Origin of the sequence: Photobacterium lipolyticum, from assembly GCF_003026475.1 — a bacterium.
Classification (GTDB): domain Bacteria; phylum Pseudomonadota; class Gammaproteobacteria; order Enterobacterales; family Vibrionaceae; genus Photobacterium; species Photobacterium lipolyticum.
The window spans coordinates 92,470-114,042 of sequence record NZ_PYMC01000014.1; the positions used below are offsets into that span (position 1 = coordinate 92,470).

The 21,573-nt window shown below is 47.8% G+C and carries 14 protein-coding genes; 7 read left to right on the forward strand and 7 right to left on the reverse strand.

Features of this window, described 5'->3' with window-relative positions; all coding sequences use genetic code 11:
* Window positions 1–186 precede the first annotated feature (186 nt).
* From cydC to ald, 4 genes are all read right to left on the reverse strand, one after another.
* Window positions 187–1,908 carry a heme ABC transporter ATP-binding protein/permease CydC gene (cydC, locus tag C9I89_RS17275; RefSeq protein ID WP_107284565.1) on the reverse strand — a complete coding sequence of 574 codons (1,722 nt, stop codon included), beginning with the start codon at window positions 1,906–1,908 and terminating at the stop codon, window positions 187–189.
* Window positions 1,901–3,673: a heme ABC transporter permease/ATP-binding protein CydD gene (gene cydD, locus C9I89_RS17280; protein WP_107284566.1), complete on the reverse strand. Its 1,773-nt coding sequence runs from the start codon at window positions 3,671–3,673 to the stop codon at window positions 1,901–1,903. Before cydD ends, cydC begins: the two co-directional genes overlap by 8 nt.
* A 101-nt stretch (window positions 3,674–3,774) precedes the next feature.
* Window positions 3,775–4,737: a thioredoxin-disulfide reductase gene (gene trxB / locus C9I89_RS17285; protein WP_107284567.1), complete on the reverse strand. Its 963-nt coding sequence runs from the start codon at window positions 4,735–4,737 to the stop codon at window positions 3,775–3,777.
* 243 nt (window positions 4,738–4,980) lie between these two features.
* Window positions 4,981–6,102, reverse strand: a complete 1,122-nt coding sequence (gene ald, locus C9I89_RS17290) for an alanine dehydrogenase (RefSeq protein ID WP_107284568.1) — start codon at window positions 6,100–6,102, stop codon at window positions 4,981–4,983.
* A gap of 157 nt (window positions 6,103–6,259) precedes the next feature.
* Between ald and lrp the strand changes: the two genes are divergently transcribed.
* The 5 genes from lrp (at window position 6,260) to serS (ending at window position 14,144) form a co-directional block, all read left to right on the forward strand.
* Window positions 6,260–6,754, forward strand: a complete 495-nt coding sequence (gene lrp, locus C9I89_RS17295; protein WP_007467256.1) for a leucine-responsive transcriptional regulator Lrp — start codon at window positions 6,260–6,262, stop codon at window positions 6,752–6,754.
* Between the two features lie 615 nt (window positions 6,755–7,369).
* On the forward strand, window positions 7,370–10,498 hold the full coding sequence (locus C9I89_RS17300; RefSeq protein ID WP_107284569.1) for a DNA translocase FtsK: 3,129 nt from the start codon (window positions 7,370–7,372) through the stop codon (window positions 10,496–10,498).
* A 31-nt stretch (window positions 10,499–10,529) separates the two neighbouring features.
* A complete protein-coding gene (gene lolA / locus C9I89_RS17305; RefSeq protein WP_107284570.1) occupies window positions 10,530–11,147 on the forward strand; it encodes an outer membrane lipoprotein periplasmic chaperone LolA in 618 nt (205 codons plus the stop codon).
* A 237-nt stretch (window positions 11,148–11,384) separates the two neighbouring features.
* Window positions 11,385–12,725 (forward strand): replication-associated recombination protein A, encoded by a 1,341-nt coding sequence (locus C9I89_RS17310; RefSeq protein WP_107284581.1) that lies wholly within the window; start codon window positions 11,385–11,387, stop codon window positions 12,723–12,725.
* Window positions 12,726–12,851: 126 nt separating this feature from the next.
* Window positions 12,852–14,144, forward strand: coding sequence for a serine--tRNA ligase (gene serS, locus C9I89_RS17315; protein ID WP_107284571.1), 1,293 nt, complete (start codon window positions 12,852–12,854; stop codon window positions 14,142–14,144).
* A 137-nt stretch (window positions 14,145–14,281) separates the two neighbouring features.
* On the opposite strand, the gene C9I89_RS17320 is transcribed toward serS, so the two are convergent.
* From C9I89_RS17320 to metG, 3 genes are all read right to left on the reverse strand, one after another.
* Window positions 14,282–15,148, reverse strand: coding sequence for a hypothetical protein (locus tag C9I89_RS17320; RefSeq protein ID WP_107284572.1), 867 nt, complete (start codon window positions 15,146–15,148; stop codon window positions 14,282–14,284).
* A gap of 259 nt (window positions 15,149–15,407) precedes the next feature.
* Entirely contained in the window at window positions 15,408–16,721 is a 1,314-nt protein-coding gene (locus C9I89_RS17325) for a dicarboxylate/amino acid:cation symporter (protein ID WP_107284573.1), read from the reverse strand.
* Between the two features lie 517 nt (window positions 16,722–17,238).
* Window positions 17,239–19,284: a methionine--tRNA ligase gene (gene metG / locus C9I89_RS17330; RefSeq protein WP_107284574.1), complete on the reverse strand. Its 2,046-nt coding sequence runs from the start codon at window positions 19,282–19,284 to the stop codon at window positions 17,239–17,241.
* A 169-nt stretch (window positions 19,285–19,453) separates the two neighbouring features.
* Here metG and apbC point away from each other — a divergent pair, with 169 nt between their 5' ends.
* Entirely contained in the window at window positions 19,454–20,545 is a 1,092-nt protein-coding gene (apbC, locus tag C9I89_RS17335; protein ID WP_245905514.1) for an iron-sulfur cluster carrier protein ApbC, read from the forward strand.
* Between the two features lie 142 nt (window positions 20,546–20,687).
* Entirely contained in the window at window positions 20,688–21,332 is a 645-nt protein-coding gene (gene udk, locus C9I89_RS17340) for a uridine kinase (RefSeq protein ID WP_107284575.1), read from the forward strand.
* The last annotated feature ends 241 nt before the right edge of the window (window positions 21,333–21,573 follow it).

Here is a 21,573-nt window from a genome sequence, read left to right on the forward strand (position 1 = left end):
ACCTAAGGATAAACAGTTTCGAGTAATCAGGTTCGAGTTTCGAGAAAGAGCCACAGCTTGACTCCCAACTATGGCTCGGAGAGCCTGCTTGCAGGACCGCAGGACTTATACAACATAATAAAAACGAGGAACTCTCATTCCTCGCTGCATTCTTTTCTCGACTCTCGACTCTCGACTCTCGACTCTTTAAATACGTTGCCACAATTCTGAATAACGGCCGTTAGCAGCCAGTAGTTCTTTGTGCTTCCCGTGTTCAATGATTTCGCCTTCATCCATCAGGCAAATCTGATCCATCTGTTCCAGACCGACCAAGCGGTGGGTGATAAACAGAACGGTTTTGTCTTTGGCATGTTCCAGTAACAGGTTCAGGATCTGCTGCTCGGTACGGCGATCCAGCCCTTCTGTCGGTTCATCGAGCAGCAGGATCGGTGCATCGTGTAACAGCGCACGGGCAATACCTAAGCGACGACGTTCACCACCAGAGATCTGCCTCCCCCCCTCACCAAGCCAGGTATCTAATCCCTTACCGTCAAGCAGCGCTTGCAGGCCGACGCTATTCAGTGCTGCCACAAACTCTTCGTCGGTACCTTCCGGTTTTGCCAGTATCAGGTTTTCACGCAATGAGCCGTTAAACACGTCAACGCGCTGGCTGACGACGGTCACAGCTTTACGGAGTGAGTCTTCGTGCCATTCAGCCAGTGCCACATCATCAATACGGATTTGGCCCTGTTGCGGATCCCAGTTTCGGGTCAGAAGCTGAAGCAGGGTAGATTTACCGCAACCTGTACGGCCAAGCAGTGCCAGCTTCTCACCTTGCTTAAGGCTGACGGACACATTGCTCAGTACGGGTTGGTCACTGCCGTAATAGGTATAGCCGATGTTATCGATAGTGATATCACCCTTCACTGTAGCCTGATGACCGTTCGGATCAAATGGCGTGTCCGGTGTGGCTTCGATGATTTCGTTCAGGCGACGAGCCGATGTCAGCGTCTGTCCCAGATATTGGAAGGCACCCGCAACAGGCATCATCAGCTCAAAGCTGGCCATCGTGGCAAAGGCAACCATGGCGACGAAAGGATCGGGGGCTGCACCCCCGACACCATCGGCGGCGATCCAGATAATCAGTACCAGAGTCCAGCCCGTTGCTGCCAGCAGAATGGCATTGGCTAATCCGGTCAGGCTGGCCATCTGGCGTTGCGCTGTCAGCAATGACTGCTGTTCATCTTCTGCCTGTTTTCGGTAACGCTCTTCGGCATTGAACAACAATAATTCTGCGTGTCCCTGTAACCAATCCAGCAGCTTAATGCGATAGTTGGCTTTGGCATAGGTTAGCGCTGCACCGTTGGATTTACCTAAGCGGTAGAAAATCACAGGCAGGGCTAACATCAATGCCAGCAGGATAGCCCCTAGTGTCAGGCCGATCGTTAAATCAAACCAGGCCAGAAAGCCGGTAATAGTAAGCAGGCCAATAATGCCGATAGTCAGCGGGCTGATCAGGCGCAGGTAGACGTGATCCATCGCATCGACATCCGCCACCAGACGGTTTAGCAAGTCGGCATCTCGTAAGTTAGCCTGGCGGCCCGGAATTAAGGGTATCAGCTTTTTGAAAAAGAACAGACGTAGATCGGCCAGTAATTTAAAGGTGGCATTATGGCTGACCACGCGCTCGCCCCAGCGGCCTGCGGTACGGGCAATTGAAAACCCGCGAACACCGGCTCCGGGCAGCATGTAGTTGAACGTTTCACGGGCAATGGTTAAGCCTGCAACGGCAGAAGCGGAAATAAACCAGCCGGAAAGGGTTAACAGGCTCATTGCCGCAAGCAGGGTCGCCAGACCTAATAGCATGCCCAGCGTCAGGCCGAACCAGTGTTTGCGGTAGAGCTTCAGGTAAGGGATTAAATCACGCATTGAGATCCCTCTTATCGGTATGGGAAAGCATGTCGGCGAGTAAACCTTCATGACTAATTTGATCGAAATGACCGTTCTGAACCAGCTTACCGTCTTCTAATACCAGAACACGGTCAATGGTCGATAACTGATCTAGGCGGTGGCTGACCATTAAAGTTGTTTGGCCTTGTACGGCTTGACTCAGGCTTTTCAGCACCAGTTTTTCACTGTTAGCATCAAGACTGGCGGTGGGTTCATCTAATACCCAAAATGCACCGCCTTGCAGCATGGCCCGGGCAACAGCGATACGTTGTGCCTGACCCACAGATAAGCCTCCGGAGCGATCGCCGACCTGGTGTTGGTAACCCTTTTCGAGACGGCTGATAAACTCGTCTGCATAGGCCTGTTTAGCTACCAGGCTAACGTGATCATCGGTTGCCAGCGTGTTCCCTAGGGTGATGTTGTCATGGATACTGCCGTGAACGAGCAGCGGGTTTTGTCCCACCCAGCTAATCGCCTGACGCCACTCGCTGTGATCCAGCTCTTTCAGTTCGATGCCGTTAATTTTCAGGCTGCCGCGATAAGGGAGGAAACCGAGCAGGGCATTAAGCAGGCTGGTCTTACCCGCGCCGCTAGGTCCAACCAGAGCAACCTGTTCGCGGGCCTGAATATCGAAGCTTAACGGGCCTGCCAGTACCTGACCCTGAGGGCTTAGTACTTCCAGATCGCTCACATTGATCTCTATGGTTTCCGGTGACGGCAGTTCTTGGTCACCAGCAGCCATTTCGTCGGCTTCAACGTTAAGAAACTCAACGATCGATTCTGCCGCACCGATAGCCTGGGCCTTAGCGTGGTAGAAGGTTCCCAGATCTCGGAGAGGCTGGTAGAACTCAGGGGCCAGCACGAGAACGAAAAGGCCGGTAAACAGCGAGATCGGTACACCATAGTGGCCGAAATTTAATTCGCCGATAAACGAGAAACCAAAGTAAACGGCAACGATAGCGACCGAAATGGCGGAGAAAAATTCCAGTACCGCAGATGACAGGAAGGCGAGACGCAATACTTCCATGGTGCGTTTACGTAACACATGCGAGGCAGCATGAAGGTTTTCTGCTTCAGCATCTGCACGGTTAAATAAACGAAGGGTAGATAGCCCTTGCAAACGGTCGTAAAAGTGGCCAGAAAGGCGCTGTAATGCTTTAAAGTTGCGTCGGTTTGCATCTGCTGCCCCTAAACCGACTAATGCCATAAACATTGGTACAAGCGGAGCTGTGACTAAAAAAATCAAGCCTGCTGCCCAGTTAATCGGGAAGACTGTCACCAGGATGACGACAGGAACCAGTACCGCAATCGACATCTGGGGGAGGTAGCGAGCAAAAAAGTCTTGCATCTCTTCGACTTGCTCAAGGACCAAACTCGCCCAGGCACCGGCTGGTTTGCCTTTGATGTAAGCCGGACCTAAGCTGTGCAGACGGTTTAAGATCAGCTGACGGATATGGAGGCGAATTTGTTCACCGCAGCGGTAGCCGAAAATTTCCCGTCCCCAGCTGCATGCAGCACGTAAGCCTACAATGGCGATCAGGCCGATAAACTGATCGACGAGTTCATACTTGTCGGTGTGTTCAATGATCAGTTGGTGGAGAATATTCGCTAATAGCGCAGCTTGGCCGACTAAGAGCAACCCTGAAAGGAAACCAAGCCCGACACTCAGCATAAGCCAGCGTTTGGCTAACTTGCTTTGTGACTTTAACCATTGGGTTAAATCACGTTGTAATTGTTTATCCATAAAAAGGTATCGTTGTTAAACGGTGCGCTGCAGTATGCAGGCAGGTGTTGAGCAGACTGAAAAGATCTGGCCGTTATTAACCATAACGGCCAGAAATATGATTATTTTTGTTGTTCTAATGCATCCAGATAACGCTCTGCATCAAGGGCGGCCATACAACCGGTTCCCGCAGAGGTAATAGCCTGGCGGTAGGTATGATCCATGACATCACCGGCAGCGAAGATCCCTTCAACACTGGTTTGGGTGGCATTGCCCTGAGTACCGGACTGGACTTTGATATAGCCGTTTGCCATATCCAGCTGGTCTTCAAAGATTGCCGTGTTCGGCTGGTGGCCGATAGCAATGAAGGCACCCATAACGTCAATAGTTTCTGTCGCATCAGATTTGGTATCTTTAATGCGAACCCCCGTAACCCCCATATCGTCGCCCAGAATTTCGTCCAGAATGCGATCGGTGTGAAGAACAATATTGCCGTTTTCTACCTTATCCATCAGGCGGTTGATCAGAATTTTCTCTGAACGGAATGCGTCGCGACGGTGAATAAGATGCACTTCAGAAGCGATGTTTGACAGATATAATGCTTCTTCAACCGCAGTATTACCGCCACCCACGACGGCAACTTTTTGGTTACGGTAGAAAAAACCATCGCATGTCGCACAAGCTGATACCCCGCGGCCTTTAAAGGTTTCTTCCGACTCCAGCCCCAGGTATTTAGCTGAAGCGCCGGTTGAAATGATTAGCGCATCACACGTGTATTCACCATTGTCGCCTTTCAGACGAAAAGGGCGCTGACTAAAATCGGTTTCATTGATGTGATCAAAGATGATTTCAGTCTCAAACTTCTCGGCGTGAGCTTTCATGCGATCCATCAGGGCCGGACCGGTTAAACCTTCCGCATCACCTGGCCAGTTTTCAACGTCGGTTGTCGTCGTTAGCTGACCGCCTTGCTGCATACCCGTGATCATCACTGGGTTCAGGTTGGCACGAGCAGCATAAACCGCGGCGGTATAGCCAGCAGGGCCAGAACCGAGGATGAGCAGATTACAATGTCTTATGTTACTCATTACTTCTCCAGGCTGAATGGGATTATCTATTTAAGTGAGTGATTGTAGGTAAATTGGGGGCGTAAAGAAAGCGCGTCATTGTGCCAGATCAAATACAGTCCAAAAGAGAGCGTAAAAAGGAGGGGGATCAATAGAGTAAAAAGGAAAACTTGTAGGAAGATTTCCTCTTTTTCTCTATACCCAAATCCTGCATCTTGAGGTAACTTGGATATACATTACGTTTTCAGCGATATGATCGGCCGATCAATGCATACTGAGCGCAACGGTGGGATCGGTGAAGTGGAGGTCGAAGGCATCCGCCACTTCTTTACAAGTCACTTTACCGTACATGATGTTCATGCCATTTAAGAAGCCTTCATCCTCTAACAACGCTTTCTTATATCCCTTGTTTGCCAAGTTGAGCACATAGGGCAGGGTGGCATTGTTTAACGCGAACGTTGACGTACGGGCAACGGCGCCGGGCATATTGGCAACACAATAATGGACGACATCATCAATAATATAGGTCGGTTCGGAATGTGTCGTCGGGCGAGAGGTCTCAAAGCAGCCGCCTTGGTCGATAGCAACATCAACCAGCGCAGAGCCCTGCTTCATGATTTTGACATGTTCTGCAGTAATCAGTTTGGGCGCAGCAGCGCCGGGGATCAGTACCGCTCCGATAATCAAATCGGCATCGACAACCAGATTATTGATGGCTTCTCCGGTTGAATAGATGACTTTTGCCCGGCCTTGAAATTCAGCATCTAATGCCCGAAGTGTATGTATGTTCCGGTCGAGAATCGTTACGTCAGCCCGCATACCTAAAGCGATACGCGCAGCATTCGAGCCAACGACACCACCCCCTAAAATGACGACTTTTGCAGGCTCGACCCCCGGTACGCCACTTAACAATAGTCCGCGTCCGCCCCGCGAATTTTCCAGTGTCTGGGCTCCTGCCTGAACAGACATTCGTCCTGCAACTTCAGACATTGGCGCTAAAAGTGGTAATGTACCCTTATTATCTGTTACCGTTTCATAAGCAATACAGACAGCTTTACTCTTTATCAGGTCTTTTGTTTGTGGAAGATCTGGTGCAAGATGGAGATAGGTGAATAAAATCTGTCCTTCGTGGAGCATAGTTCTTTCTACTGCCTGAGGCTCTTTTACTTTGACAATCATCTCTGATCTGGTAAAAACTTCTTTGGCGCTAGAAATAATGAAAGCACCTGCAGCTTGGTAGTCAGCATCGCTGAGGCCAATACCAGCTCCGGCATTGGTTTCGACGAGGACTTGGTGGTTGAGTAAGACAAGCTCACGAACGCTCGCTGGGATCAGACCTACGCGGTACTCATGGTCTTTGATTTCTTTGGGTACACCAATGATCATCCTGCTTCTCCCTTGGCATCATAGTGTTATTTGCTATTGGCAAGGTTGTTAATGCGGATCTAATGGCAGTATAGTTTGACTATTAGAGTATTTGATTCTAAATATTGGAAAGTTGTAGTATATTTTTTTGCAAGGAAGTAAGAAGGTGGAATAAAAAATGGTAGATACCAAAAAGAAACCATCCAAGGAATTGGATCGCATTGACCGTAACATTCTGAATGAGCTGCAAAAAGATGGTCGCATTTCGAATGTTGAACTGTCTAAGCGTGTTGGACTTTCTCCAACACCCTGTCTTGAGCGTGTGCGTCGACTAGAGCGTCAAGGTTATATCAGCGGCTATACTGCACTGTTGAACCCTCAGTTTCTAGATGCATCGCTGCTTGTTTTTGTTGAAATCACGTTAAACCGTGGTGCACCTGACGTATTTGAGCAATTCAACAAATCAGTTCAGGAGCTGGAAGATATCCAGGAATGCCATCTTGTATCCGGTGATTTCGATTACCTGTTAAAAACGCGCGTATCTGATATGTCGGCTTATCGTAAACTGCTAGGTGAAACACTACTTCGTCTACCTGGTGTTAACGACACCCGCACTTACGTGGTAATGGAAGAAGTTAAGCAAACTAATAACTTGGTTATTAAAACTCGCTAATTATACTGTGAGCTATCTTTGATGGTGATTCAGTTGCTGGTGGCTGAGTGAGGCGAGTGGATCGAGCGGCGTATGCCGCTCGATTTGTATCTGTCGGTATAACATCCAGATATTAACCACTTCGGTGTTGGCTGCTCCGAGCCTGACACTAAGTTATCTTTTATCCTTATAAACGCGCTATATTTCCCTTCTGTTTTTCTTTTCTGGCAAGAATCAGTTTCTATCCAAAGGTTCAACTCATCAACATAGTTCCCTAAAAAATATTCTGAATGGTTAGATAATTAATGGATTTGGCAGAACGCCGATAAATTGAGCGATTGTCTCCGTAAATTGACAAAATGATGGATTTTATCAAAGTAAAAACGGCTACAATACTGAGTTTCAGTGCCTTGCTTCCAGTTTTTGTTTCTTACACTGATAACATCACAAATGACGTGAACTGGTATAAGATAGGGCAAATAGAAACGCATTTTTCTGGGTGTGCAACTCAATGCATCCAATAATAAATTAAGCAATGAATCAACCAGCAAGTGTTGGTGGCTGGTACTGAGATAGCCCGTTTTCAAGATTGGTTATGATCCTAGTTATTAAAATAGATACACCGGAGTTTTTTTTTTGAGGAAGGTTAAAGGCAAACAACAGCCCAAAGCGCGTCTTTCTGGCGGACAGCGCATTCTTGAGAGCTTTCTAATTATCGGCATTCTGGCCGCCATTTTTATCATGGTGGCATTGGTTAGCTTTGATCCTGCCGACCCGTCATGGTCTCAAACCGCGTGGGAAGGCCCCGTACAAAATAAAGCGGGGGCCATGGGGGCACTCGTCGCGGACACTTTTTTCTTTGCTTTCGGCTCTCTGGCTTACCCGTTACCGGCTGCCATCGTGCTGGCCGCATGGGTATTATTCAGCCGCCGTAAAGAGCCGAAGTCGATCGATTATACGATCTACGGAACGCGTCTGCTCGGCTTGCTCTTGCTGTTTCTGACCAGCTGTGGTTTGGCCGATTTGAACTTTGATGATATCTGGTACTTTTCGTCCGGCGGGGTAATTGGTGATGTTGTTTCGAATATGACCTTACCCCTGCTCAACATACTCGGTACCACTTTGGTGATGATGTTTGTCTGGGCCGTCGGCTTTACATTATTTACCGGCATTTCCTGGTTATCTATTGTCGATACATTAGGCGACACTACGTTAGGCAGCCTGTCTTGGCTGCTGAACAAGATCCGTGCCGATAAATCAGAAACCTTGACACCGTTTGCGGCCGACATCCCTGATGAGCAGCAAACCCCATATGCCCGGCAGTTGCTACCTGCACAGCAGATGATCCAACCTCAGCCAGACGCTGATGATGTGTTATTAGCCTCTTACAGCCAGAAATCGGGAGCAGGAGAGCCGTTTGCACAAGAGGAACAATTACCTGCGCGCCAGCCATGGGAAGCCGAAGCTCCGGCTCCGAGAATTGTAATGTCTGGCCGTGCCCAAATGTCCAGAAACGAAGCCGCTGCGGTTGAAACCGTGAGTGCTGCTGTGGCCGATGAGCTCTTTGCCGGCACGGTGTCGGTACAACAACGTCCGGGTCTGGAAGAGCTATCGCCAGCATCGGTTGAGATAACCTCAACGGTACAGGCAAAAGGGCTGACCATTGCCCAATTGGAACGTGAATTAGAAAATGACGAAGATTTTACGGTTTATGTCGAAGAGCAAGAGCCGTTGACAGCTCCAAGTAGCGTGTTGTCAGAAGATGTGTCTGCTGAACCCGAGTCATTAACGGAAATGGCAGAGCATTCGTTACAGGAGCCCTATGAGCCAGTTTTAGGTGACTTGTCGCTCGTTGATGACCTACCACCTACCGATAAGCCTATGGGGCATGCTCAAGCCACGCATCAAGACTCACAGTGGCAAGGCGGTGGCGACGTACAAGCAAGTATCGCTTTACCGAAAAATGAGCTTGTCTCGGAGCAGACCCTTCCCATCATGGAGGCCAATCAACAACCGATGGACTCCATGCAAGTTACTGAACCTGAACAAGCTGCTGTTGAGCGGGATATCGAACCACACACCAGTATCGAGATCGGCGTCCATGACGGCATGTCTGAATTAGAACGCGCACAACAAGCCAGCGCTGAGCCTATGTCAGATGAAGAGATCTTTTTACAGAAGATCCGGGACGCGCAAAAAGAGCAAGCCCATGCAGCCGGCCTCGATAATCCGTTTTTAATGAAAAAAGATCCAGATCTACCTGCACCGACCTCACCCATGCCGACAATTGATTTACTGGCACCGCCAAAGCAAAACGTTGAGCCGACATCAGAAGAAGAGCTGATGGAAACGGCCCGGTTAGTTGAGTCAAAGCTGGCGGATTATAAAATAAAAGCACGGGTGGTCGCGGTGTGTCCCGGGCCGGTTATCACCCGTTATGAATTGGATCTTGCGCCGGGTGTCAAAGTCAGTCGAATTTCCGGTCTGGCAAAAGATTTAGCCCGTGCATTATCGGCAACGGCGGTACGTGTTGTCGAGGTTATACCAGGCAAGCCCTATATCGGTCTGGAGCTGCCTAACCATAGCCGTGAGACCGTGTATATGTCGGAAGTGGTCGACAGCGAGCGCTTCCAAAATATGAAAGGCGCGCTGCCTATCGTATTGGGTAATGACATAGCCGGTGAAGCGGTGGTGGCGGATTTGAGCAAAATGCCGCACTTGCTGGTCGCCGGTACAACGGGTTCTGGTAAGTCGGTGGGTGTCAACGTCATGATCCTTAGCTTGCTGTATAAATGTAAGCCGGAAGATTGTCGTTTCATCATGATCGACCCGAAAATGCTGGAGCTCTCGATCTATGAAGGGATCCCGCACCTGTTGACGGAAGTGGTTACCGACATGAAAGATGCAGGTAATGCACTTCGCTGGTGTGTGGGTGAGATGGAACGCCGTTATAAATTGATGTCAGCGGTCGGGGTGCGTAACCTTGCCGGCTATAATGCGAAATTACAGGAAGCGGCTGATGCCGGCCATCCGATTTATGACCCGTTGTGGAAACCCGGCGATAGCATGGATGAACATCCCCCGTTGCTGGAGAAAATGCCAAGTATTGTTGTTATCGTCGACGAATTTGCCGACTTAATGATGGTTGTTGGTAAAAAAGTGGAAGAATTGATCGCCCGCCTGGCCCAGAAAGCACGTGCTGCCGGAATCCACCTTGTACTGGCGACTCAGCGCCCATCGGTGGATGTGATCACCGGCTTGATTAAAGCCAATATTCCAACCCGTATGGCATTTACGGTATCGACCAAAACCGATTCCCGCACCATTCTTGATCAGGGCGGCGCAGAGTCGCTACTGGGTATGGGTGATATGCTGTATTTACCACCAGGCCAGAGCCATACCATACGTGTTCATGGTGCCTTTGCGTCAGATGATGATGTGCATAATGTTGTCAATGACTGGAAAGCCCGTGGACGGCCGCAATATATCGACAGTATCTTAAATGCAGAGCAAGGTTCAGAGAGCTTATTACCGGGTGAATCAACACCGGCAGATGACGACCGAGATCAATTATTTGATGAGGTTGCCGCTTTTGTAGCAGAAACACGGCGGGGCTCAGTCTCCGGCGTACAACGCAAATTTAAAATTGGTTATAACCGCGCGGCGCGTATTGTGGAGCAATTGGAAGCACACGGGATTGTGAGCCCTCCGGGGCACAATGGTAACCGTGAAGTATTGGCTCCCCCCCCGCCACCAAGGGATTAGCCTGAGTGATTGAAAATATAGGTTGTTGATAATGATTAAAAAAACAGTAATGAGCTTGCTGGTTGCAGCCCCAATAATCGTATCCTCTGCTGCTTGGGCTGATCCGCAGCAAGAGCTAAGCGAACGATTAAATTTAGTGAATGCGTTCAGTGCGCAGTTTGATCAGCAAGTGCTGAGCCCCGAAGGTGATGTGCTGGTGGAAGGTCAGGGCGATGTTGCAATTAAACGCCCGAATCTTTTCCGCTGGAATACCGTCATACCTGACGAAAATATATTGATCTCAGATGGCAAAACGCTGTGGTACTACAGCCCGTTCATCGAACAGGTCACGGCAATGTGGCTGAAAGATGCCACAGAGCAGACGCCATTTGTGTTGCTGACTCGCAATAGTGACAGTGACTGGGCGCATTACAACGTGGCGCAAACGTCGGATACGTTCACCCTGACGCCTAAAGACAGCACGTCCTCGATGGGCAAGTTTGTTGTCACTGTCGCTAAAAGCGGTGAAGTTCGTAATTTCTCCGTTGTTGAACAAGACGGGCAGCGTAGCCATTTCACTTTCCGTCAGTTCAGCAAGCAGATGCCTGAAGGCCGTATGTTTACCTTTACGCCACCTAAAGGTGTTGAGTTAGATGATCAGCGCAATTAGGTGTTTCAGAGATGAGCGTATTTTAGGGGCGAGTAGCGAGTATCTAGAACCGAGTGTCTAGAATCGAGTGTCTAGAATCGAGTATCTAGAACCGAGTGTCTAGAATCGAGTGTCTAGAATCGAGTGTCTAGAATCGAGTGTCGAGGATCTAGCCCCTTGCTCCTCGAACCTAGCGCATTTTTATAAAATCGGTGGTACTGAGTACCGCCTTTTTCTGTATTAAAGAGAGTGGTTATTTTGAGTAACTTTAGCCTCGATTTTTCTTCTGACTTTCGCCCGTTAGCGGCACGTATGCGTCCCCGTACCGTAGAAGAGTACATTGGTCAGCACCACATTCTGGGTGAAGGCAAACCGCTGCGTCGTGCGCTTGAGGCGGGTCATCTGCACTCGATGATCCTCTGGGGGCCGCCAGGTACAGGTAAAACGACGTTAGCAGAAGTTGCGGCAAATTATGCCAACGCCGAGGTCGAACGAGTCTCTGCCGTCACCTCTGGGGTCAAAGACATCCGTGCTGCGATTGATAAGGCCAGAGACAATAAGATGGCCGGTCGCCGTACTATCTTGTTTGTCGACGAGGTGCATCGTTTCAACAAAAGCCAGCAAGATGCATTTTTGCCGCACATCGAAGACGGCACGGTGACGTTTATTGGTGCGACCACGGAAAATCCCTCTTTCGAGTTGAACAACGCATTGTTGTCACGTGCCCGGGTCTATAAATTGAAATCGCTGGAAACGGAAGAAATTCTGGCGGTTATCGAGCAGGCGCTGACCGATAAGATCCGCGGTATCAGCGATACTAATATTAACTTTGTCGATGATGTTACAGAGCGCTTGGCTGAGCTGGTTTGTGGTGATGCCCGTATGGTGCTGAACTATCTTGAGCAGCTCATTGATATGGCGGAAGAAGACGGCAACGGCATTAAGCAGATCACCTTATCTTTGCTGGCTGAAGTGGCCGGAGAGAAGATTGGCCGTTTCGATAACAAAGGCGATCTGTGGTACGACATGATCTCTGCTGTCCATAAATCGATCCGGGGCTCGAATCCTGATGCGGCGCTGTATTGGTATGCCCGTATGCTGCAAGCGGGGTGTGATCCGCTGTACGTCGCTCGCCGTTTACTGGCAATTGCTTCGGAAGATGTCGGTAATGCGGATCCGCGCGGTATGCAGATTGCCGTTTCTGCCTGGGATTGCTTTACCCGGGTCGGGGCATATGAAGGTGAGCGGGCGATTGCTCAGGCAATCGTCTATCTGGCATGTGCTCCGAAAAGCAATGCAGTCTACGTAGCCTTTGCGAATGCAAAAGAAGATGCCCGTAACCACCCTGATTATGAAGTGCCGCCTCATTTACGTAATGCACCAACCAAATTAATGAAGGAGTTAGGTTATGGGGCTGAGTATCGTTATGCCCATGACGAGCCTGGTGCCTATGCTGCCGGAGAGAACTATTTTCCACCGGAAATGAAAGAGACACGTTACTATCTGCCGACAAATCGAGGCTTAGAGACCAAAATTGCAGAAAAGTTGGATTATCTTGCCTCTTTAGATGCCAAAAGCCCATTAAAGCGCTACCAATAATAAGGCTTTTTGGGTATCGTTGAACAATTGACGTCAGACTTGCTGGCGTATCGAAAAATAAGATTATTTTGACATGAATTGTCTGAATAACATGCATTTCAGAATATTTAAGAGCACAGGATTAGCATGCTAGATTCTAAATTACTTCGAACTGAGCTGGACGAAACAGCTGAAAAACTCGCGCGTCGTGGTTTTAACCTCGATGTTGAAAAATTACGCAGCCTTGAAGAGAAACGTAAGTCGCTTCAGGTAAAGACAGAAGAGCTGCAGGCTCTGCGTAACTCGCGATCGAAGTCGATTGGTCAAGCTAAAGCTAAAGGCGATCATGACGCAGCCGAGAAGATCTTGGCTGAAGTTGCCAATCTTGGTAACGAGCTGGATGACGCGAAAAAAGCCCTTGCTGAACTTCAAATCGAACTTCAGGACATTACGCTATCTGTGCCTAACCTGCCGGATGATTCTGTACCAGCAGGTAGAGATGAAGACGAGAACGTTGAGATCTCTCGCTGGGGTGAGCCAAAAGCTTACGACTTCGAGGTGAAAGACCACGTTGATTTGGGTGAAATGGCCGGTGGTCTTGATTTCGCAAGTGCGGTTAAGATTTCGGGTTCACGCTTCATCGTAATGAAAGGCCAATTTGCGCGTCTACACCGTGCGATTGCACAGTTCATGCTGGACCTTCACACCGAAGAACACGGCTATACAGAAATGTATGTACCGTACCTAGTGAACAAAGACAGCTTATTCGGAACTGGTCAGTTACCTAAGTTTGGTGAAGACCTGTTTCACACCCAGCCGGCTACTGAAGAAGGCGTAGGTATGTCACTGATCCCGACTGCGGAAGTGCCAGTGACAAACATGGTGCGCGATACCATTACAGACGAAGCTGATCTTCCTCTGAAAATGACCGCACATACACCGTGTTTCCGTTCAGAAGCGGGCTCATACGGTCGTGATACTCGTGGTCTGATCCGTATGCACCAGTTCGACAAAGTTGAATTGGTACAAATCACCAAGCCTGAAGATTCAATGGCAGCCCTAGAAGAGCTGACAGGTCACGCTGAGAAAGTTCTTCAGTTGTTAGAGCTACCATACCGTAAAGTGATTCTATGTACGGGTGATATGGGCTTTGGTGCATGCAAAACCTACGATTTAGAAGTTTGGGTTCCTGCACAAGAAACTTACCGTGAAATCTCTTCATGCTCTAACATGTGGGATTTCCAGGCTCGTCGTATGCAAGCACGCTTCCGTCGTAAGGGCGAGAAGAAGCCTGAGCTTGCTCACACGCTAAATGGTTCTGGTCTTGCTGTTGGCCGTACGATGGTCGCTATTCTTGAGAACAACCAAGAAGCAGACGGCCGCATCGCGATCCCTCATGTACTGCGTAAGTACATGGGTGAGCAGACTCACATCGGTTAACTACTCTGATCACCTTGTGATCCTTACAGCTGTTAACAGCTGATAGAGTACAGTCTTGTTAAAACCCAGCTTTGGCTGGGTTTTTTTATTTATTATTTTAACTCCGACACCGTCATCACTATCTGGCTGTTTTATTGTTATGCCGCAGGTCGCTTGTCTGACTTAATGTCTAGCGGAATAATCTTCGCATCATTGAGATGAATCGTTGGAAAACGGACTGAAATATCATTGGCAATATCCCCCAGCATCACATCAAACAGAATAAAAATGGTATCTGAAATTCTTAAGGACAACTGATAGAGTGCTTGTTTAGTTATCATCACATCCTGCGCGTCTAGATTGATCTGACCAAAATCGGCCTGCAATTCATCAAGCATAAAGGCAGGGGGAGCCCGGTGCATGAGTAATGATAATTGTCCCAACCGGTGTTGAATTATCTGAATATGGAGTTTAAGTTCTCGTTTAGAAGCTGAATTATCAACATTGTAGCTTTCGATGGTGTGACGAAAGCGGCTTAGGCTATCGATAGCATTAAGCGTGATGGGCCAAACCGCTTGATATTGGTTGAATAATTGTTCTTTGCCAGCAGCCAGTAAACTTTGGGTAATAAGATCATCAATCAGATACAGTACGTGGCGTATAGCTTTGCCATGTACCGCTTGATTACGCCGTACAGAGTAGTAAAACCACTCATTTAGCAGGCTGTTAATACGCTGGCGCAAAATTCGATGCATGGGTTTATGCGTTTGCTCTGCCTGGTTAACTAAGGTATGTAGCAGGGCTTTAATTGCTTTGGCTTCATTCAGTTCTTCCAGCTTAGGGGAACGGATATGCGACAGGCACTGATGTGATTGCCGGCGGTGAAAGCGTAATAAGTAAATCAACTGGCGTAATCCAATCACTTGATCAAAACGTGCCTGTAATACGTCATTTGTTTGCTTCGACTGCCAGACCAAGAAACTGGTCGCGATCAAAAAAATCGCAAGTAGCAATGTTATCCACATAATCCCTCCTGACAGGTATTCAAACCTCTTGATACAGTGATTCTGCAATATCTGTGCCGAAGGGAAAATAGCAACAGAGTGAATTAGTCTCTTTTAAAACAAAGAGTTAGGATGGTGTTGTCGAGGGGGGATTAGGGGCTGTACTATTTTGGTGAGTATTTATCCAGATTGGTGCAAACGGCTGCTGGATCTGCAGGTATAAAAAAGGCTCCGAAGAGCCTTTTTAAGTAGAGTAATCGCTGTCTAGTTGAGTCAGTAATTAACTATTTTTTGTGATTGGATGAAGGTGGAACTCTTCGTCTTTCTCGCCCGCTCTCGGATCGTTGAAGCGTTTGATGTCCATTTCATTTTCTGATTTAGCAACAATACATGTTACAACGCTATCACCCGTGATATTCACCGCGGTACGGATCATATCCAGCAGACGGTCAACACCCATAATCAGTGCAATGCCTTCAATTGGGAGACCAACCTGGTTCAGTACCATTGCAAGCATGATCAGACCAACCCCCGGAACACCCGCAGTACCAATCGATGCCAGAGTTGCCGTCATAATGACTGCCAGGTAGTCACTCATGGTCAGGTCAATGTTAAAGGCCTGAGCAATAAAGACGGTCGCAACACCTTGCATGATGGCGGTACCATCCATGTTAATCGTCGCACCTAGCGGCACTGTAAATGAAGCAATCTTGTTGCTAACACCTAAGCGCTTGGTTGCTGTTTCCATGGTTACCGGAATCGTCGCATTTGAAGAGGCGGTAGAGAACGCAAACATAATGGCGTCTTCCATTTTCTTCAAAAATATCTTAGGACTAAGACCAGTGAAGAGCTTCAGCATTGCCGTATAAGTAACCAGGCCATGGATCAGTAGTGTTGCTGTGAGTACCAAGAAGTATTCGAATAAATTGAATATGGCATCCAGACCTAAGCTGGTGAACAATTTTGCCATCAGGAAGAAGACGCCGAACGGGGCGATGTTCATTAATAGCGCCACCAGTTTCATGATCACTTCATTTAAGTCAGTAAACATGGCAGAGATACGTTCACCCGGCTTCCCTGCTGCGCTGATAGCAATACCGAACAGAATCGCAAACACGATGATCTGAAGGGTATTACCCTGAGCCATTGCGCTGATTGGGTTTGTTGGGAACATGCCAATGATGACATCACCCAGAGATGGTGCTTCTTTTGAAGCAAAACTGGTTGCTGCCGTTAAGTCAGCACCTGTACCTGGCTGGAAAATCGTAGCCATGGTAAGGGCAAGTGTGATAGCAAGTGCGGTCGTTGCCAGATAAAAAGCCAGCGTCTTGCCACCAAGGCGACCCAGGGTCTTGATGTCATTTAGTGAGCTGGTACCACATACCAGAGAAACAAAGACGAGTGGAACAACAAGCATTTTCAAGCTTGCAATAAAGATTTTACCACCAACGTCGAACAGGCCATTCACAACGTATTCATAGACAAAAGAGGTTTCCGCAAAAAGGGAACGAATGACAAATCCTGTCAATATGCCCAACACCATGCCGAGAATGACACGGCCGGTAAGGGACATTTTTTTCTTCTGTGTATTCATGAATAGAACACTCCTTATAATTATTCACTCTGTAAATCATTCATCAGAGAGCGAAGCAGATTAGCAGTAGTTTGGGTGTTAAGGCGAAGTAAAAGAGTGTTCAAAATGCAAAGATATGTTTGAGATCACACTTTTAGAGCCAGAATAGCATCCTGAAAACATGAATATTAACCAAGTTTTAACCTGGAGCTCAATTGTTAACCAAATATGATGTCGTCGCCTTGATATTTTAAGATGTTGCTCGCGGAATTTTGAAGAAAAAGCCATGTTATCGTCTTTGCCAAAATTTTTGTTAACAATTAAAAATGGCTACCATCTATTTTATTAAGTGATTTTTTGTAGATAACGTAATGGTTTGGTTAACTATTTTACCTGTCAGGGGTATTTCAGAGTGGACTTTTCCAATATGGAACACGGTGCCGTGGATGCTGATGTGAATGTTTATGCAGGCTGGGGGTGAATAGTTTAAGCAATAAAAAAGGAGCCTGAGCTCCTTTTTTAACAATGGAGATAATGATTACATCACACGCATACCAGGCTGGGCGCCTTCGTGTGGCTCAAGAATCCATAGATCTTTACCACCCGGGCCAGCAGCCAGGATCATGCCTTCAGACATACCAAACTTCATTTTACGAGGTTTAAGGTTTGCCACCATGACAGTGTGCTTACCCACTAACTCTTCTGGCGTGTAGGCTGACTTGATGCCGGAGAATACCTGACGCATTTCGCCACCGATATCCAATTGGAACTTCAGCAGTTTGTTTGCTTTAGGTACTTCTTCACAAGAAACGATTTTCGCAATACGCATATCAACTTTTGCGAAGTCATCGAACTCGATTTCAGCTTCAATAGGCTCGTCAATAAGAGGACCGGTTGGTTTTTCCGCTGCTTCTTTTACTGCTTTTTCTGCCGCTGCATCCTCTTTAGATGCTTCTAGCATGGCTTCTACATGCTTAGGATCGATACGGTTGAATAGCGCCTTGAACTTAGTCACTTCGTGATCTGTGAGTGGCTGCACAATGCCTTCCCAAGTTAACGTCTCATTCAGGAATGCTTCAGTACGCTCTGCCAGCAGAGGCATAACCGGTTTCAGGTAAGTCATAAGAACGCGGAACAGGTTAATACCGACAGAGCAGATTTCTTGTAGCTCTTGATCTTTACCTTCTTGTTTCGCAACAACCCATGGGGCTTTCTCATCAACGTACTGGTTTGCTTTATCAGCAAGCGCGGTAATTTCGCGGATTGCGCGGCTGTACTCACGGGATTCGTACAGTTCAGCAATGCGATCAGCCGCTGCAACAAACTCGGTATACAGTTCTGGCTCGGCGAAGCTTTCAGAAAGCTTACCTTCAAAACGCTTAGCAATGAAGCCGGCATTACGAGATGCCAGGTTAACAATCTTGTTGACCACATCGCTGTTTACGCGCTGGGTAAAATCGTCAAGGTTAAGATCCAGATCATCAATACGGCTATTTAGCTTCGCCGCGTAGTAGTAACGAAGACATTCTGGATCCAGATGTTGAAGGTAAGTACCCGCTTTAATAAAGGTACCTTTAGACTTCGACATTTTCGCGCCGTTTACGGTGACATAACCATGAACAAAGACATTGTTTGGTTTACGGAAACCGGCACCATCAAGCATTGCCGGCCAGAACAGGCTGTGGAAGTAAACAATGTCTTTACCGATGAAGTGGTATAGCTCGGTAGAACTGTCTTTATTCCAGAACTCATCAAAGTTCAGGTCATCGCGCTTGTCGCATAGGTTCTTAAACGAGCCCATGTAGCCGATCGGTGCATCTAGCCATACATAGAAGTATTTGCCGGTTTCACCTGGAATTTCGAAACCGAAGTAAGGTGCATCACGGGAGATGTCCCACTGTTGCAGACCAGACTCAAACCACTCTTGCATTTTGTTTGAGGTTTCGGTTTGAAGTGCGCCTGATTTAGTCCATGCTTTCAGCATCTCTTCGAACTGAGGCAGGTCGAAGAAGAAATGTTCCGAATCTTTCATGATCGGCGTCGCACCAGAAACGGCAGACTTAGGATCGATCAGATCGGTCGGGCTGTAAGTTTCACCACAGTTGTCACAGTTATCGCCGTATTGGTCTTCAGCTTTACATTTCGGGCAAGTGCCTTTTACAAAACGGTCTGGCAGAAACATCTCTTTCTCAGGATCGAATAGCTGAGAAATAGTGCGGCTTGTAATAAAGCCATTTTCTTTAAGCTGAGTATATACAAATGATGCCAGCTCACGGTTTTCATCTGAGTGTGTGCTGTGGTAGTTATCAAAGCTAATATCAAAGCCAGCAAAGTCCGCTTGGTGCTCTTTGCTCACTTCCGCAATCATCTGCTCAGGTTCCATACCCATCTGCTGGGCCTTAAGCATGATTGGAGTACCGTGTGCATCGTCAGCACAAATGAAATGAACTTCGTTGCCGCGAAGGCGCTGATAGCGCACCCAAATATCCGCTTGTACATGCTCAAGCATGTGACCTAAGTGGATAGAACCGTTAGCGTACGGCAGGGCGCAGGTCACCAGAATTTTTCTTGGATTTGCAGCCATAATTACTTATTTCGCTCATGATGGGTAAAAAGATTTTAAGCCCCAAATATTACCTGATGGATGCTCTAATGCCTAGCATCATAAGGTGTTATTCGACCTTAACAGCAGCGATATTTAAGGTTTGGTGATACGCTATACCCGGAATAATAATAACGGAGCGCTATACATTATGGGTAACGACTCAATGATCCGATTTGAAAATGTTGCAGATATCTGTCTGTGGCTGAACCATTTTGAGCACCCCTGGCTGCATCACGCATGGGCTGAAACGCCGAATGTGGTATCGGTTTCGGCCCAGGGAATGGTCACCATTAGCTTACCTTTTGCCGCCGCAACGGTGGCTGAGCTGCTAGAACACTGGATTATTACCCAGCAACAATTACATCATGTTGCTGCCAATACGGCTTTCACTGTGCAATGTCATGTCGCTCCGTTATCGAGCGGTGATAAAGCACCGCTGAAAGGGGTAAAGAATATTATCGTTGTGAGCTCTGCCAAGGGTGGGGTCGGTAAATCAACCACTGCTGTTAATCTGGCGCTCGGTTTGAAACAGCAAGGTGCAAAAGTCGGGCTGCTCGATGCTGATATTTACGGTCCTTCTGTCCCTATGATGTTGGGAACGGTTGATCAAAAACCGCAATCGCCTGACGGCAAGATGATGATGCCCATTGAATCATGTGGCTTGTTTACTAACTCTGTCGGTTATCTGGTTCCTGCTGAGAGTGCGACGATCTGGCGTGGCCCGATGGCTTCAAAAGCACTGACCCAAATTCTGACTGAAACCTGGTGGCCCGATCTCGACTATTTGGTGATTGATATGCCACCGGGTACAGGAGATATTCAACTGACGCTGGCTCAGCAGATCCCAGTGACAGGAGCGATTGTTATTACGACACCGCAAGATTTAGCGTTGGCAGATGCGATTAAAGGCATCAGTATGTTTAATAAAGTAGAGGTGCCCGTCGTTGGGATCGTGGAAAACATGAGTTACCACATCTGCAGCAACTGCGGCCATCATGAACCTATTTTCGGAACGGGTGGTGCAGAACGAATGGCAAAGGAATATTCGGTACCCCTATTAGCCCAACTGCCGTTGCATATCAAAATTCGTGAAGACATTGACCGGGGAAAGCCAACCGTTGCAGCTTCTCCTGATTCAGAGCAAGCCGCTGCCTATATAGATTTGGCCGGGGCGGTTGCCAGTCGATTATTTTGGCAAGGTGAAGTGGTTGCAGAGCAGATTACTATTCGTACAATGTAACGTTTTGCGTGAAAATTTGTGAGGGATTTCTAATCTAATGTGCCAGGTGTCGCATTTTTGCTGGTATCTGACGCTGTGAATCCCTATAATCAGGCGGTTTAATTTTTCACCTTGCCACGTTGTCTTACAGGTGCTCTTTGATATGTCTGAAAACTCACACCAATGCGTAATTATCGGTATCGCAGGCGCTTCTGCGTCCGGTAAAAGTCTGATTGCCAGTACTGTTTATAAAGAATTAAAAGAAAAAGTAGGCGATCATCAGATCGGTGTAATCACGGAAGATTGTTACTACAACGATCAAAGCCACCTGAGCATGGATGAGCGGGTTAAAACGAATTATGATCACCCGAATGCCCTTGATCACAACCTTCTATGTGATCATCTGCAACAGTTGATCGAAGGTAAAGCCGTAGAAGTGCCTCAGTACAGCTACAGCGAACATACCCGCACGGAAGAGACTACCTCAATGACACCGAAGAAGGTGATCATTCTGGAAGGTATTCTGTTGCTGACCGATCCGCGTTTACGTGAAATTATGCACGCAAGTATATTCATGGATACGCCATTAGATATTTGTTTGCTACGTCGCCTGCAGCGCGATGTTGCTGAACGTGGCCGTACAATGGAATCTGTGCTTGTGCAGTACCAAAAGACCGTACGTCCTATGTTTATGCAGTTTATTGAGCCATCGAAACAATATGCTGACATCATTGTTCCACGAGGCGGTAAAAACCGTATCGCGATCGACGTGTTGAAGGCGCATATTGCAAGGCTTCTTAAATCATAAGATTGATCATTAAGGCTGACGTTGTCAGCCTTTTTTCTACCCGCTTTTTAAATAAACATGAGTAAATGCGGATAACATGACTATTTTAATGGGCAGCCTTAACGGCTGCCCTTTTTTTTTGTTTGCCCAGCAAAGCTGGCAAACCCGTTCACTTGAAAGATAGTGGAGTCACCCCGGCTAAGGGGAAGACAATCCGAATGGCAAGGGCGTCACTGGCTAACGGTGGGGTCTGAAGGAAGCC